The following is a 15,639-nucleotide window of genomic DNA, read 5'->3' as shown; positions in this document are numbered from 1 at the left end:
AGGATGCCGAGACCCAACGCGCCCGATGTCCCGGTCGGGGATCGAGATTCCGCGAGGGCCCAAGCGCCCGTCTCGACCTGAACGCCGACGTTTGGAAAGCTTCGTTTCGAAATCCGTCGCTTAGATCACTACAAATGTGCTATGCCGCAAATCCGATATCCCCAACCTCAACCATCCACTGATACGTAACGGTGTCGCCTTATACCCTTTCCTTCACCCTCCATCAGTCCGTTATTGATCCGCATGCTTTGATGTTGGCGGGCCGGGGGATGAACGATCAGCCGTGTAATGCGCCGGCGACCCTGACCGGCGCCTCGGCTCTGGAGGGAGCGGGCCTTGCCGCCTGCACTGCCACCCATAAGGCATCGACGTGTCCTCATCGTCGCGGGCTTATCCGCGATCGCGCTCACTATGGCCGGCGCGCCCGCCGGCGCCGCACCGGGCAAGCCGCGCCCGGCCCGCGCCAACGACCTGGCCGCCACCGCCCACCGCAATGCGAAGGGCGCCTCGACGTTTTCGGCCAAGGCAGCCGGTGACGACGACGAAGAGGGCTCCAGCGACATCATGGAGCAGGCCGACCAGTGGAACGAGGCCCGCAGCGCGCCCGGCATCGTCGCGCCGGGCGCCTACTCGGCCGCGTGGGCGCAGCTGCAGTCCCTGCCACACACCGGCGGGCGCTGGACCGACGAGACCGGGCTGCCGTACAACTCGGACGACCCGCGGTACCGCGACATCAACTCGAACTCATCCGGCGGCGCGGGCAACGTGACCGGCCGGGTCGTCGGCATGGCCGCCGACGATCACGGATACGTGTACGCCGGCTCCGCCAACGGCGGCGTGTGGCGCTCGTCGACGGGCGGCGGGCACTGGCAGCCGATCTCCGACAAGCTGCCCGCCCCGGCCACCGGCGACCTGCGCCTCGACGACCGCGGCCGGCTGTGGTTCGCCACCGGCGAGGCCAACACCAGCGCGACCAGCTTCGTCGGCACCGGCGTCTACCTGCTCGCCGACCCGCGGCACGGCGAGTTCCGCAGCTCGGACCGGGTCGGCGGCACGGAGCTGGAGAACACCACCATTCGGGCGCTGCGCTTCGGCGGCGACAAAGTGTGGGCGGCGACCAGCCGCGGCGTTTGGACGCACTCCACCACCAACCTCAGCGGGCCGTGGCACCTCGAGTTCGCGCCCAACCCCTCGTTCCTGCCCGGCGGCGCCGACGCAGGCGATGACGCCGCGGCGTACAAGAACATCGCCAACGACGTCGCGATCGACCCGCGCGACCCGTCGAAGGTGGTCCTCGCCATCGGCTGGCGCAGCGGCGACGACTACAACGGCTTCTACACCAAGGTCGGCGGCACCTGGCAGAAGACGACCCTCGCGGGCGACATCGCCAGCGACCCCGACAACCTCGGGGCCGTCACGTTCGGCCGGTCCGCGGACGGCTCGAAGTACTACGCGATCGAGCAGTCGCCCGAGATGCTGGCCACCAACGGCGACAGCAACCTCTACGGCGTGTTCGTCTCCGACAGCGGCTCGCCCTTCGGGCCGTGGAAGCTCGCGGCCGACTACCACAAGCTGGCCGCGTCCGGCTCGGCCAACACCGCGCCGGGCTACATGCCGGGCATTCAGGCCTGGTACAACCAGTTCGTCCAGGTTGACCCGAAGGACCCGAAGCACCTGTACATCGGGCTGGAGGAGGTCTTCGAGTCCAAGGACGCCGGCGCCACGTGGACGACGCCCGGCCCGTACTGGAACTTCAACTTCGCGTGCTGGAGCATCGACCCGTCGAAGCAGACCGGCGACTGCCACCAGACCGTCCACGCCGACCAGCACGCGGCCGCGATCGGCAGCAACGGCGGCAAGCCGTACGTGGTCGTCGGCGACGACGGCGGCATCTACAAGCGTCCCGTCAACGGCCAGGCGGACGCGTCCGGGCACGCCACCGACTGGGTGTCGCAGAACGACGGCAGCATGGACGTGCTGCAGTACTACTCGGTCGGTGTCGGCGCCGACCGGCAGGGGCACAACGCGGGGGTCGCGATCAGCGGCGGCCTGCAGGACAACGGCGAGTCGATCCTGCGGCCGGGCGACCGGGTGATGGGCTCCAACTTCGGCGGCGACGGCGGCGACACCATCGTCGACCCGAACAACGGGTGCAACATCGCGGCCGAGTACGTGTACCTGGCCCTGTCGGTGACGAACAACTGCGCGGTCAACGACGGCTCGTGGACGACCGACCCGAGCAAGGTCTCCAGCCGCAACATCGCCCCGCCCGACAACGCGCTGGGCTCGGCCGGCGCGCGGTTCATCGCGCCGATCGCCGCCGACCCGAAGAACGTCAACGACTGGGTCGCCGGCGGCCGGCACGTGTGGATCCAGCACAAGGGCTTCAACATCCAGTCGGGCGCGGACTGGGTCAACGCGTTCGACCTCGGCCCGGGCCACGTCGCCACCGGTGTGTCGATCTCCGGGGGTATGGTCTACGTCGGCTGGTGCGGCCCGTGCAACAACCAGGGCTTCACCCGTGGCATCGCGGTCGGCAAGGCCGACGGCACCGGCTGGCACCAGCTCACGCTGCCGGTCGACGGGGTCATCCCGAACCGGTACGTGTCCGGCTTCGACGTCGACCCGGCCGACGCCAACCACGTGTTCGTGGCCATCAACGGCTACTCCCGCAAGTGGACCGAGGGCCCCGGCGCCGGCGTCGGGCACGTCTTCGAGTCCCGCGACGCGGGCGCCCACTGGACCGACATCTCGGCCAACCTGCCCGACATCCCGGCCAACGCGCTGAAGGTCCTGTGGGGCGGCGGCCTGGTCGTCGGCACCGACCTCGGCGTGCTGTACCGCCCGCCGGGCCAGGCGAACTGGAAGGTCCTCGGCCGCAACCTGCCCACCACCACCACGATGGAGCTACGCAGCGGCCTGTTCGGGCTGCGGCTCTACACCGCCACCCACGGCCGGGGCATCCAGTCCTACGACCTGTGGCAACTGCTGCTCTTCGGATAGTCCAGCGGCACAGCACCACCGGTGGCCCGGAAGCTTCTGCTTCCGGGCCACCGGTCTTTTCGGCTTCCCGGAACGGATTAAGCCGGTGGAGCGCGACCGCCGCTCGCGGTGGATGAAGCATTGGCTGCTGGGTACGACCAGCATTCAGACCGGTGAGGTCTTCGCACGGCCAGAGCCGATCTTGTATGTCAGCCACGACGCCGACGACGGACTCTGGCAACTTATCGGCCCGAGCCACGCCGACCCCGCAACGGGCAAGCTCAGCCACCTTCACCACGCCGTGGAGCACGACCTCACGTTGCTCAACGTGCTCGACCTCGAGCCGGACGAGAGCGCCTACCGGACCGGGCCGGACGGGAGACCGGCCCGGGCCGCCCGCGCCGCCGATCACGCTGCTGCCCGAGGCGCTGCCGTACGAGGCGCTGCTGTACGAGCACGTAAGGCGGCCGTCGCGTCAACCGCCCGCGACGGCCGAGTGCGGTTCGGCGGTCAACCGGCTGTCGCGCCCGATCGCGACGAGCTGCTCGAGGGTCAGCACCGGGTCGGCCTGCGATCCCGGGGCGGCGCCGGCCTGGCCGCCTTGGTTATCCGCCGCGAGCACGATCGCCTGGCCGTCGGGGCGGTCGACGATCACGAAGTTGGAGCGGATGCCGTTCGCGTTGGTCACGCGCTGCAGCACCTTGGTCCCGTCGGCCTCGGTGTGTACGTTGCACGGCCCGGTCTCGCCCTGCGCGAAGCACTCGTTCGGCGGGTGAAAAGCCGGCCCCCGGGTGCCCAGGTTGGCCACGAGTCTGCCACTGCGTCCCTGAAGCTGCAGGTTCGCCTCGGCGCGGTAGCTGTCGCTGGCGATCGTGTCTGTCCACATGTACTTCGGGTTGAACGCGTGGGCCGGAATAACTATGCCGGGGGCGTGGGCCGTCATCGCCTGCGGGAGTTCCTGTGCCAGGTACATCTCCACGTAGTTCGCCCGGTCCCGCGCCACCGGGCCCTTTGGCTGGGAGGTCCCGCTCGCGCCGCCCCCGGACGGCGGCCCTGGGCTGTCGACGACAGACGGGGCGGCCACCGCCGCGCCGTTCGAACCGGCGCCGTTGCCGCCGGGACCGCCGACACCGCTCCCGCCGGTCGAGCCGCTGGCGAGCACCACGGCGGCGCTGACCGCGGCGGCCGTGGCGGCGCCGCCCGAGCCCACCGTGGCCAGGCGGCGCACGACCGCGCGGCGGCGGCCCCGGGCGATCACCTTGTCCACGTCGATCGGCGATGGCGGTACCACGCCGATCGCCGCGTCGAAGTCTTCGCGCATCATCACACCTCCGGTGGTCGTGTACAAATCAGTTCTGATGCCCGCGCGGGGTGGTCGCAACGGGCGCAGACGGCCGTCATCCCCCCACCTGCGACGGGTCGGGCAGCACCGCTCGCAGGGTGTCCAGGGCGCGGGCCGTCTGGCTCTTCACCGTGCCGGGCGAGATGCCGAGCACCTCCGCCGTCTCCTCGACCGAGTGGTCCAGGTAGAAGCGCAGCACGAGCACCGCCCGGCGGCGTTTCGGCAGCGAACGGAGCAGGGCCAGCAGGTCCCCGTGTTCACCGCGCGGGGGCACGGCGACGTCCGCCACCTCCGGCAGCTGGTCGGCGGGGACCTCGCGCCGCCACGGGCGCCGGCGCTCGTCCAGCCAGGCGTTGACCAGCATCGCCCGCACGTACGCGTCGATGTTGTCGGCCTGACGGGCCCGGCGCCACTTGTCGTACAACTTGGCCAGCGTGGTCGAAACCAGATCGTCGGCCGTGTGCCAGTCGTGGCACAACAGATAGGCCGTGCGCCGCAGGACGTCCATCCGCAGCATGACGTACTCGCGGTACGCCGCCTCTTGGGATCGCTGCACGTCCCTCCCTTCCTATGTCTCTACATTGCGGGACGGAAGGACGCGGCGATCAGGTTGCTTTTGTCAGTAGCGCGGCGCGAGCCGACGGTTCGTCTGCAATCAGACCTACGACCGCAGCCCGGCCAGGCTTGGTCGTGGTGACCGGTGGGGTCCTTCGTATCGCGGCTGCCCGCGGCGGTTTGGTGTGGCTCTCATCTGGCATGCGTCCTGCCGGTCACCGTGGCGCGGAGAGGCTCAAGAGGGTCTGCCCAGCTCGAAGTAGCGCTGCCCTCCTCGCCGACACAACCTGTCGAATCGAGGAGGACGGCGTGGGACGCGTCATCATCGGCATGGACCCGCACAAGCGGTCCGCGACCGAGATCATCAACGACCGGGAGAAGATCCTTGCCCAGGGCCGGTTCGGCACGGACCGGCCGGTGGACGGCGTTTCGGTCGCACTACGCGATCGAAGCGTTCTACTGCCAGCCGGGACTGGGCGGAGAGCATGAGAAGGGCGGTGTCGAAGGGCAGATCGGCTGGTTCCGCCGTAACCACCTCGTCCCGGTCCCGCAGGTCTCCTCCCTGGACGAGCTCAACGCCATGGTCGACGCGTGGGACGCCGCCGACGACGCCCGGCGCGCATCGGCACCCGCGTCCACACCGTCGGGGAACAGTTCGCCATCGAGAGGCCGCTGCTGCCCGAGGAACTGTTCGAGACCGGGACCTGGCTGACCCCGCGGGTCGACCGGTTCAGCCAGGTCACCGTCCGCACGAACCGATACTCGGTGCCGGTACATCTGGTCGGCCGGCAGGTCCGTGTCCACCTGCACGCCTCCGACCTTGTCATCTACGACGGCCGGGTAGAGGCCGCCCGGCATGAGCGGCTGATGGCCAAGAGCAGCGCCCGGCTGGACCTCAACCACTATCGGGAAGCGCTGCTGCGCAAACCCGGTGCACTGCCCGGCTCCACCGCGCTGGAGCAGGCCCGCGCCGCTGGGAAGTTCACTCCCGTCCGTGAGGAGCTGTCCGGAGCCGCGGCTCTGGTGCATCATGGGCGCCGATGGAATTCGCGCTGTTCTCCGATTACGAGCAGATCGAGCTGTATGACGTGGCCTCCGGTGCGCTGCTTGCCGACCACTGGGCCCCCGACGACGCCAATCCGTTAGGTGACCTGTTCGCGCTGGCCGACGACGCGGTCGCGATCTGGACTGGCGTTAACGACGACGTCGTCGTCACCGTCGAGGTGCTGGCCGCCCCGGCGCCGCTCGACGTGGACGCCTTCGCGATCGTCGCCGAGTGCAGCCTGCGCTCGCCGTCGGGCCGGCTGCGCCTGACCTGCCCGACGTACGGCGAGCACGACGGCGACCGTTTCGACGTCCCAGCCGGCGGCCTGCGCCTGCGGGTGTCGCTGACACACGAACTGCTCGCCGCGCAGTCCCGCACCGGCAGCCCGTTCCCGCTGCGTCTGCAGCTCTGGCCGGCGCCGCCAAAGCCGCCGGTCGTCGTCAGGGACTTCGGCGTACCAGCGCACGCCGAGCCGGTGGACGGAATACCTCCCCGCCAGGAGTAGGCCGGATCAGCTCCGCGGGCAGGTCGTCCCTGCTCTGCCGGGATCGATCCCGGCTGGTCGGGAAGAGCGGGCTGGCGCCATCCGCCACGGCGCCCACTGTGGATCCGGATGGTCGGCGGGTGTCTCGGTCGTCGGGGCTGCGAACCCGAGGCCGTTTCGGCTAGCGTGGCCGCGGACTCGGGGGAGGGCAGGACGGTGACACAACGCAGGACGGCAATCGCGCTGCTGGTCGTGGCGGTGCTCGTGGTGTTCGGCACGGCGGCGTGCAGTTCGAAGGCGCAGCCCGCGACGGCGCAGCCCGCGGCGGTCGTGCCGTCGGCCGCTTCCGGGGAGCCGTCGCTGCCGCCCGAATCGTCTACGCCGTCGACGTCGTCGCTCGCACCGTCGGTCCGGGCCTCGCGGACGGCGGGTCCGTCCGGCACGCCGAAGGCGTCCGCGGAGAGCGCTTTTGCCGTCCGGCCGCCGGGCGTCGGTTCCGGCCCGGCCGGGTCCAGGGCGCACACGGGGTCGACGGCGGTGGCGTTGACCTTCGATGACGGCCCTGACCCGGTGAACACTCCGAAGATCCTCGAGGTGCTGCGCGCCAACGGTGTGAAGGCTACGTTCTGTCTGGTCGGCTTCCGCGTGCGGGACCATCCCGAGCTGGTGCGGCAGATCGTCGCCGGCGGGCACACGCTGTGCAACCACTCCTGGCAGCACCTGACGGACCTCGCCCAGCGGGACCAGACCTATGTCGACTGGGACCTCCAGCACACCAACGACATGATCCACGCCGCGGTCGGCAACGACGTGCCGATCAAGTATTTCCGCGCTCCGGGCGGCAACTTCACGGCCGATCTCGTGGCGAAGGCCCAGTCGATGGGCATGGCCCCGATCTATTGGGATGTCGACCCGCAGGACTGGAACCACAAGAACGACGCCAGCGACGCCGCCCACATCGCGCGGGTGATCGGCGAGGTGAAGCGGCAGGTGCGGCAGGGCTCGATCATCCTGTCGCACGACAACGTGCAGCCGGACACCATCGTGGCCTACCAGACACTGGTGCCGTTCCTCAAGCGGTACTTCACGCTCGTCGCGCTGCCAACCTGACGCGCCGGCTGCGCGGTTGCTGGGATCGGCGGACTGCACTGGGGTTGGCCGGTCGCTTCGATACGCACGACTCCGCTGCAGGCGCCGCCGGTTTGACGAGACGTCGGCGACGGTCGTGGCTGGTCCCGGGCTTGTCGGCGGGGCTCTGTTCCGTCTGGCCGTGGGCAAGATCGAGGCTTGAGCGATGAAGCTCGCTGCCCGGCAACTGCCGAGGGTGCCGCCGAGGTCGGCGTTCGCCGGGTTCCGATTTCCGTCTGAGGTGATCGTGGTCGCGGTCCGCTGATACCTGCGCTACGGCCTGTCCTACCGCGACATGCTGAAGGTTGAGCCCACCGAGGTGGTCACCGACGCCGCCGCGGTCTACCCCGCCGTCCTGGACGAGCTGATCCCGTCGGCGTGGCACCACGTCGAGCAGTACGCCAATAATCCGATCGAGGCTGATCACAGTCGGCTGAAGCACCGGCTGAAACCGATGCGCGGGCTGAGAACGGAGCAGGCAGCACAGGTCATCATCGCCGGACACGCCTTTATACAGAACCTTCGACGCGGCCGCTACGAGCTCGCCGTCGACGCCTCGCCCGCGCTGCGGGTCGCCACCGCGTTCACCGAACCCGACAGGCGATCTGAACGCCGGACACCCGACACGGGCTCGACCGGTCCGCCGATCCCTCAACGCAACGGCACCGACCGAACTGCCCAGACGATCATCGCCGGACACGCGTTCATGCAGAACCTCCGCCGCGGCCACTACGAACTCGGACTCGACGCGCCGCGCGGACTCCGCGTCGCCGCGGCCGTTCACCGAACTCGCTACCGCTATCTGAAGACCGGCCGCACTCGCTCAAACGCACCCTCCGATCGGCAAACGCAACAACGCCCTTGCGGGTGAGTTGGCCCGGCCGGGCGGCGGAGCGCCGCCGCCCGGCCGGTGCCGCTATCGGACCATGAAGACGTAGTAATACGGGTCGGAGGTAGTGCCGTCTGGACTTACCGTCCAGACGTCCAGTTCGTACCAGCCGGCCGAATCTGGTGTCCAGTTGATGGTCGCTGTGCCGTCGGGCCCGACTGGCGCGGTCTGCGTCGTCGTCTCGAAGTCGAACGAGTAGGCGAACTGCGTGCTACCGGGCACCTTTGCGGTGAACGTGAAGGAGCCGCTGACGCCGGCTCCGCCCGCCTCGGCGCTCTCTGGGTAGTCCGTCGAGCTGACCGTCGGCGTCGTGTCGAAGTAGAAGTAGCTTTGGCTTGCCGGGGACACCCAACCGTTCGACCCCGTGCTGGTGACTGACAGCCATGCAGGTCCGGGCGTGGTGAACGTGATTTGGGTGCTGGCTGTGCCGTCGGCCGCCGCCGCGACAGTCTGGGCCGGGCCATCGTTGATCTTGTACGTGTAGCTGGTCGGGAGATACCCGGAGCGGTCGATGACGCCAGGAGCGAAGCTGACCGTGAACGGTGTACCGAAGGCCGGCGTGCCCGTGTAGCTCACGGCGGGCCACGTCGCCGAGACGAAGAACCGGTAGTCCGTCGTGGGCGAAAACCAGCCGGCCCGGTCGACGGCCGTGACCAGCAGGTCATCGACCGAGGGTCGGGGAGGCGTCAACGAGGCGGTTGCGGTGCCTCCAAGCGTGTTCGCTGGAACGTATCCGGCCGTGCCGCCGCCGCCCCACTCGTAGGTGAAGCCGACCACGTCAGGATCATTCGCGGTGAACACGAAGGTTCCCGGGATTCCTTGTCCCTCGGACGTGACCCCGGTCGGATAGTCCGCTGAGCTGACGCCCGGTGCGTGTGTCGGCGGCTCGGTATCAACCTGGAAATAGCACGGGGCCGACCAGAGCGACGTAGCGGCTCCGTCGGAGGCACGGATCTGCCACGCGTAGCTGCCACCGTCGGTGAGGACACCGGCCGGCACTCTCCGCTGGCCGACAGAGCCGCTCGGCACATCGGGCATGCTGAACGTGGTCCGGTTGTCGGGTTGGTCGACCGGCCAGATCGCCACCTCCCCAGAGGTTTGGTCCCGGTCCGGGTCCGAAAGCGTCGCATAGAGCGTCGGCTGGGTGGTGTTCAGGAACGGTCCCGGAGTTTGCAGTGCGCAGTCTTTCCCGGCCCCGAAGCCGTCACCATTCCGCAGCCCCGTCGGCGCGTTCGGGGTCCTGTTGTAGGTGATCGTCAAGCTGACTTTGTTGGCGAACCACCGGCCCAGCTTCGCATCGCCCTCATGCGGCGCCGGTACGCGAAGTTCCAGGGTCAGAACGCTCCCGCCGCCGGCCAAGGCGTCACGCAGACCTGCTGTTGCATCCCAACCGAGGTACGGCATCGGGCACGTCGTTCCGGCGGTGTACCCGACGGTGGCCAGCTTCTGCTGCTCCACTGCCGGATTCTTCCACGTGGTGGCGGAGCTGACCGGGCCGGTTTCCCAAAGCTCGACCGCGCGGTCCACGCAGTCGGTCGCCCGGGTCTCGGCCGCGGAGAACACCGCTGTGGAGATCTGAGCTCCCCGCAAGCCGGAGATGTCGAACGTGAAGTATGCGCGGGCCTTGTGGTCATTGCCGTCCGCGTCGGTCACCCCACCGACGGGTACGTCGCCCGACTCGTTGACATGACTGCTCTTCGGAGTTGCCGAGTCGACATACGCCCACGACGAATTCTGGGGGGTGACAACGCTGCCCGCGCTGGCCGGTGCCACCACCACAACCGCGAGTACCCCCGTCGCAGTCAGGCTCGCCGCCGCAGCGGCGCCAAGCCTGACCAGCCATCTACCTGCGTCCATTGATGGGTTCCTCCCGCCCAGAAGAGGATCTCCATGGGCGGGCTCATGTTCCCAGAGCGCGGGGAAGCTGTCCGCCCCATTCGTGGCGCTCGCTGCGGCTGATCATCACTAGCCGCCGGTTCTGCAGGGCCACCGCGGTCGCCTAGTACGTGCTGCCGGCCGTCACACCATCAGGACAGCCGTTCCCGATCCAGGTCAGAGCTGCGGTTGCCGATCGTTGAGCTGCTTTCGGTCGTCGGGCACAGTCCCACTCAACCGCCGCATCGCGCTGTACACCAGAGCCCGTCACCCCGTTGTGCAGCCGATGCCGGTCACCCGGGCGCCGTTGCGTTCTGGGATCTGCGGACGCGGTTGACCCGTGTCGGGTCCGCGGTCAGATTGCTTGGGCGAGTTCGGTGAACGCAACGGCGACGCGCCGAGCGAGCGGGGCGTCGACGGCGAGTTCGTAGTGTCCGCGGCGGAGGTTCTGCATGAACGCGTGTCCGGCGACGATCACTTGTGCTGTGTTGTCGGTTCGTAGTCCGCGCATCGGTCTCAGCGGCGCTGTTGCATTTGAGCCATCGTCAAGATCGCCTGCCGCAAGAATTTCGGCCGGGTCCGCGCTAGCGTGCCGCCGAGGCAACAAAACAGGATATAACGGACAGCGACAGGGACGCTGGGCAGCGACTGCCGACCTCCGGCGGACCTCGCGACGAAGAATTTTCGGTGCTCGCTCGACGCGATCGCTCAATGCAACAGCGCCCGATCAGGCCTCCGATCAGCGCGGCGAGGCAGAGCCCGTTGCCTTCCCACACAGGATCGGACGCGCGGGTCGTCGGGAGCGTCGATCGGGCCACAGCGCCTCATGCGGCGCAGCTGGAGGACTTGTGCCGGCTCGAACTGGATCTGTCCGGCGTCACGTTTCCTCTCCTAGCGCCGGTCTGTCCACCCTGCGCGGCGCTCGTCCCTGTGCGGGTTGCCGCGCTGGGCCCAGGCACTGCCTGGGCCGCAGATCGTCGTCGTCTGTGACGTCGACACGTTCCGGGCCGAGTTGACCATCGACGCATCGGCCCTGCGGTAGGCCGGCAGCGCCGCACCGTGCACCACCGGCGACATCACCCGAATCGGTGTCGTAGCGGTCGGCGCGCCGACCAGCAGTACGTACTCGTGCTGCGATGGCCAGAAACTGTGACCACTCCGGGCCGTCTATTTGTTGCGGTTGGACCGAACCTTCGGTGCGATGCGCATTAACGCTGCCCCCACTGCTACGAACGCGAACCCGGCCAGAACAACCCACATTGTGTTTGCCCCGGTTGCGGCCAGTCCACCGCTAGTGGCCAGACCGCCACTGATGATGCCGCCGCCTGTGTACCCATCCATCGCCTACCACTTTCTCTCTCGACGCAGAAGTGCGTCCGTGAACGCCTTCGCGTGTACCAATTGGAGGAACATGTCGAACACCAGCTCATACATGCTCGCGGCCAGAACCATGTGCTTCCAACCGCGATACCGCACCGTCACTACCCGTTCCAGAACGAAAACGGCAGTAACCAGCATCCAGAGGGGACGGAGGTGAAATCCGCCCACGGCCGCCGCGTATATCAGCGAAGCCAAGTATGTGAATGTAACGAGTACGCCGAGCATGGTGAACAACTGCCGGCCCCAGTAACGCCACGTGATACGGGTGAGGCCGTATTGAAAGCAGTTCTCGACGGCTCCGCGTTTCCAGCGTTCGCGTTGCTTCCACAGTGCACGCCACGTCGACATAACTTCGGTGACGAGGGTGCATTCCTTCGGGCTGAGAACCTTGTAGCCAAGGTGCAGTAACGCGAAGGTCAATTCGTTGTCCTCGGTAAGGACGCTGGTGTCATAGACACCACCCATCCCGTCGCCAGGAGGCAAGATGCCCGCAATGCGCCCGCGACTGACGGCCTTGAGGGTGCCGACCCGAAACAGCGCCGCCGTGCCCGTAACGACGAGGCACTTGCCGTTGAGGCGTGCCACATCTCGGGCATAGCGTGCGTACTCGTTGCGCTGCAGATGACCTACGAATCCGCCGCCTGGACCGCCTCGGAAGATGCCGCCGATTGCGCCCATGTTGGGGTTGGCGTTCAGCTTGGCGACCGCGTAGTTCAGGAAGTCCGGATCCAGTTCGCTGTCAGCGTCTACGACCATGACCATGTCATGGTCGGCCATTTGTGGTAGCAGATCAGCAAAGACCTGGTTGAGCGCCCCCGCTTTTTTGTACCTGTTGTGCTGAGTAACAAGAACCTGCGCACCAGCCCAATAGGCCAGTTTCGCGGTCTTGTCGGTGCAATTGTCCGCCACCACGACGACACGGCTCGGCCGGTACGTCTGATTCTGCAAGGCGTCTACCGCACCGCGGATACCTTCTTCCTCGTTGTGTGCCGGTATCACGACGATGAGCCGGCCCTTCGGGGTTGCGCGACCAACAGCGAGGACGCTCTCGCGTCGCGGACGCTGCTCCGGTTTGCGAAGCGCAGGGCGACGGTATTCCCGCGAGGGCGGACTCACTGGCGTGCTGCCGTGCAGAGTCGCCGCCCCAGCGTTCGCCGAATCGAACACCAGGCGGTGACGGCCTGCAACCGGTACCCCGGCGTGGGGTCTGTGGGTTGTTGTGGCCTGAGCCCTGATCCACCGATCAGGTTTCAGTGATCAGCTTGCGGGACCTCATGATCGTGGGTGTTCGCCGGAGCATGCTGGGGTGACCGGCCGGGTTGCCGGTGCGCTCGATGGCTCGTCGGGGGACGGAACTGGTGGGTGGCCGGCGCCGGTCGCGGTATGACTGTCTGTTGTGGACGGTTAGGCGGGTGGGGCGTGGGCGGTGGTGAACAGTCGTAGCCAGTTGTGTTGCCAGGGCCAGTGCTGCGGCAGGTGGAGGGTGATCTGGCGGGCGTGGCGGGTGATCCGGGCGGCGACGTTGATCAGGTGCCGGCGGATGGTGGCGGCGCGGGCGGTGTGGTGGGGTCGGCCGGCCAGGGTGGCGGCGGCGCGGGTGAGGTTGTGTGCGATGGCGATGCAGGACAGCCAGGCGTTGTTGGCGTTGAACCGGCCGGACGGCAGGTGGGCCAGGGGTCCGTCGATGAGTTCGGCGAAGACTTGTTCGATGACAGCGTGGGCGCGGTGCTGGGCTTCGGCCTGGACGAGGACGTATGGGCTGTTAGTGAACGCGGCGTGGTAGCGCCATACGGTGAACAGCGCACCCTGTCCGTCCAGTGTGGATTTGTTCAGGTCGGGGACGCGACGCACGATGAGCCGGGCGGTGATTTCGTGGCGGGTGCCTTCGAACGCGGTGTAGGTCGTTTCGGCGATCTGGGCGCGGGAGATGAACCGCTGCTGCTCGTCGTCCCAGACCGGTTGCGGATACCGGATCTCCACCCAGGCGTCGTCGCTGATCGTGGTGAGCGTCCGGCGGACCTTGGCGTCGATGCGGACCGTAATCGAGAACCGCACCCTGGCCCGGCGGCAGGCGGTGATCACGCTGCGGGAGTAGAACGCTGAGTCCGCGCGGAGCACGATCTCACTCGCCGCCATCGTCGTTGTCGTCGCGGTGGCCGGGGTCGCGGGCTGGGCGGCGAGGACGGCCTTGGTGGTGGCGATGGCCTCGGCGACCAGCGAGGCCGCACCGCGGGCTGAACCGGTACTCCCGGCCCGCAGTTGCGTCGCGGCGATCACCGGCGCGACGTCCGGGGTGCTGATCGTGGCGATGAGGGGGTTCAGGCCGCGGAGCAGGATCTGGTAGCCGCCGACCTTGGCGTGACCGAACGCAGCACCCTGTTTCTGCTTGCCGTACACCCTGCGCAGCAGGGAGTCGACGTCGACGAACGTGACCGCACCGGCACTGGGCAACAACGGCGCGCGTTGAGCCAGCCGGACCAGGAACTGCCGCGCGGCAGCCTGCAGTTGCCGGACATGGCCGTGGGTGAACGCGCGCAGGAACGACCCCAGCGTCGAAGGTGCGTACACCCCGCTGAACAGTCTCGGCATCCCGCCGTGGCGCAGCACGTCCAGGTCGTCGATCGAGTCCGCGCCGGTGAGCATGCCGGCCACGATCGCGGCGATCTTCCCCGACGCGTTGGACCCCTTGTCCGTCGGGACATGCAGCCCAGCAGCGACGACGCCGTGCAGGTCGCACCGCTGGGCGAGGGCCATCACCGGCTCCAACCCGGCACACGAGACCAGACTCGGATCATCGAACGATGCGCGCACCCGTGCCGCGCCGTGCGATATTCTCACCTCGACGGTGCCCTTTCGAGCCGGACGATAGATGCCTCAAGAACCTCTATCTTTCCAGCTCGCGGGGGCATCGTCGCGCCCCACCTGTCACAGCCACGTCAATTCATCGGTGGATCAGGGCTGAGTTCCCCGGCCTACCCACGCCCAAGTTCCCAAGCAGAACCCCTTCCCGCGTCGACGTTCGGCCGCCGTGCGGTCGTCAAGAGAACAAGAGCATTTCGATATACCAATCCGCAATGGGGTCGGATTGGCACAACACCGCAATACAGGGTCACCGGCGTCCGCGTCCACAATGGATGCGCACGTCACGGTCGGCAAGGCAACCCGTCGATATCTCACCCGGGATTCACCCCGGGTGAGATGACGAGCGGGGCGGGGCGGCTGCGTCACCGCTGACACCGGAGGCGGGCTGCCGGCGGCCGGGGTGCCCGGTGAGCAAGACGATCGCGTAAGTCGTGTTTGCTGCTGGCCACCGCTGCGATGGCGACCCCGGCGTCGTGCGGCAGCAGCGGGCCTGCGCCCGCTCGGCTGATAGCGGCGGGCGCGGCCGACCGACGTTGGGCGCTTGCCAGAATCCGTTGGTCGCGGTGCGCGGCGCGATCGTGGCGATCGCGCGTCGGTCAGGTAGTCGCCGCCGTCGAGGAGGATCACGTCCAGTGTGGCAGGCAGCGCGTCGAGCGGCGCATTAGCTGCAGGCTCGTACCGGGCCACCGGCCGCAGCGCGATGGCCCGTTCGCCGGCGCCCATCACGATCTTCGTCAGCGGCAAACTGTGTGGCCGACGGCAACGAGCAGCCGCTGCGCAGGCCCGGTAGCTCATAGTTGATCGACGCTTGGGCGGTAACCGTGGAATTCAACCTGCACGTGCAAGGCCGCATCGACGGCGGCACCGTCATCGTCGTCCGCAGAGACCTGGACTACGCCGCGGTGGACCGATTCTGGACCTGCGTCGAACAGGCACTGCAACCGCCGCCCGGCATTCTGTATGTCGACCTGCTAGTAGAGGTTGAGCGCACCGCCGTCGACGCCGCAGCCGAGAGACTGTTCGGCTGAGTGTCCCGCATCGTGTCAGCCGTGCGACAGGGTGTTGCATGGCTGACGCGATGCTTGGGCAGTGGGACG

The 15,639-nt window shown here is 68.0% G+C and carries 12 protein-coding genes and 1 pseudogene; 7 read left to right on the top strand and 6 right to left on the bottom strand.

Annotated features, from left to right (window positions below):
• Positions 1–411: 411 nt before the first annotated feature.
• Positions 412–3,003 (top strand): glycosyl hydrolase, encoded by a 2,592-nt coding sequence (locus ACPPVO_RS54605; RefSeq protein ID WP_426507447.1) that lies wholly within the window; start codon positions 412–414, stop codon positions 3,001–3,003.
• A gap of 454 nt (positions 3,004–3,457) precedes the next feature.
• Here the strand turns inward: ACPPVO_RS54605 and ACPPVO_RS54600 are convergent, their stop codons facing one another.
• Both ACPPVO_RS54600 and ACPPVO_RS54595 read right to left on the bottom strand, forming a co-directional pair.
• Entirely contained in the window at positions 3,458–4,303 is an 846-nt protein-coding gene (locus ACPPVO_RS54600) for a hypothetical protein (protein ID WP_426507445.1), read from the bottom strand.
• 76 nt (positions 4,304–4,379) lie between these two features.
• Positions 4,380–4,880 carry a SigE family RNA polymerase sigma factor gene (locus ACPPVO_RS54595; protein ID WP_426507444.1) on the bottom strand — a complete coding sequence of 167 codons (501 nt, stop codon included), beginning with the start codon at positions 4,878–4,880 and terminating at the stop codon, positions 4,380–4,382.
• Positions 4,881–5,188: 308 nt separating this feature from the next.
• On the opposite strand from ACPPVO_RS54595, the gene ACPPVO_RS54590 reads away from it, so the two are divergent.
• The 5 genes and pseudogenes from ACPPVO_RS54590 to ACPPVO_RS54570 all read left to right on the top strand — a co-directional run.
• Positions 5,189–5,368 carry a hypothetical protein gene (locus tag ACPPVO_RS54590; protein ID WP_426507442.1) on the top strand — a complete coding sequence of 60 codons (180 nt, stop codon included), beginning with the start codon at positions 5,189–5,191 and terminating at the stop codon, positions 5,366–5,368.
• Between the two features lie 102 nt (positions 5,369–5,470).
• Positions 5,471–6,025, top strand: a complete 555-nt coding sequence (locus ACPPVO_RS54585) for a Mu transposase domain-containing protein (RefSeq protein WP_426507441.1) — start codon at positions 5,471–5,473, stop codon at positions 6,023–6,025.
• On the top strand, positions 5,920–6,429 hold the full coding sequence (locus tag ACPPVO_RS54580) for a hypothetical protein (RefSeq protein WP_426507439.1): 510 nt from the start codon (positions 5,920–5,922) through the stop codon (positions 6,427–6,429). The genes ACPPVO_RS54585 and ACPPVO_RS54580 overlap by 106 nt, the downstream gene beginning before the upstream one ends.
• A gap of 195 nt (positions 6,430–6,624) precedes the next feature.
• Entirely contained in the window at positions 6,625–7,518 is an 894-nt protein-coding gene (locus ACPPVO_RS54575) for a polysaccharide deacetylase family protein (RefSeq protein WP_426507437.1), read from the top strand.
• A gap of 328 nt (positions 7,519–7,846) precedes the next feature.
• A pseudogene (locus tag ACPPVO_RS54570) lies at positions 7,847–8,128 on the top strand (DDE-type integrase/transposase/recombinase); the annotation flags it as partial.
• A 324-nt stretch (positions 8,129–8,452) separates the two neighbouring features.
• Here ACPPVO_RS54570 and ACPPVO_RS54565 read toward each other — a convergent pair.
• The 4 genes from ACPPVO_RS54565 to ACPPVO_RS54550 form a co-directional block, all read right to left on the bottom strand.
• A complete protein-coding gene (locus ACPPVO_RS54565; protein ID WP_426507436.1) occupies positions 8,453–10,282 on the bottom strand; it encodes a hypothetical protein in 1,830 nt (609 codons plus the stop codon).
• Between the two features lie 373 nt (positions 10,283–10,655).
• On the bottom strand, positions 10,656–10,778 hold the full coding sequence (locus ACPPVO_RS54560; protein WP_426507434.1) for a hypothetical protein: 123 nt from the start codon (positions 10,776–10,778) through the stop codon (positions 10,656–10,658).
• Positions 10,779–11,644: 866 nt separating this feature from the next.
• Positions 11,645–12,628: a glycosyltransferase gene (locus tag ACPPVO_RS54555; protein ID WP_426507432.1), complete on the bottom strand. Its 984-nt coding sequence runs from the start codon at positions 12,626–12,628 to the stop codon at positions 11,645–11,647.
• A gap of 456 nt (positions 12,629–13,084) precedes the next feature.
• The gene (locus tag ACPPVO_RS54550; RefSeq protein WP_426507430.1) at positions 13,085–14,518 is read right to left on the bottom strand and encodes an IS1380 family transposase; all 1,434 of its coding nucleotides are present in this window, start codon (positions 14,516–14,518) and stop codon (positions 13,085–13,087) included.
• Positions 14,519–15,363: 845 nt separating this feature from the next.
• On the opposite strand from ACPPVO_RS54550, the gene ACPPVO_RS54545 reads away from it, so the two are divergent.
• Positions 15,364–15,570, top strand: coding sequence for a hypothetical protein (locus tag ACPPVO_RS54545; protein ID WP_426507428.1), 207 nt, complete (start codon positions 15,364–15,366; stop codon positions 15,568–15,570).
• Positions 15,571–15,639 lie beyond the last annotated feature (69 nt).

The sequence above is a fragment of the Dactylosporangium sp. McL0621 genome, from assembly GCF_049995355.1.
In the GTDB taxonomy this organism is placed as follows: Bacteria; Actinomycetota; Actinomycetes; order Mycobacteriales; family Micromonosporaceae; genus Dactylosporangium.
This window is presented reverse-complemented; position numbering and strand designations above follow the sequence as displayed.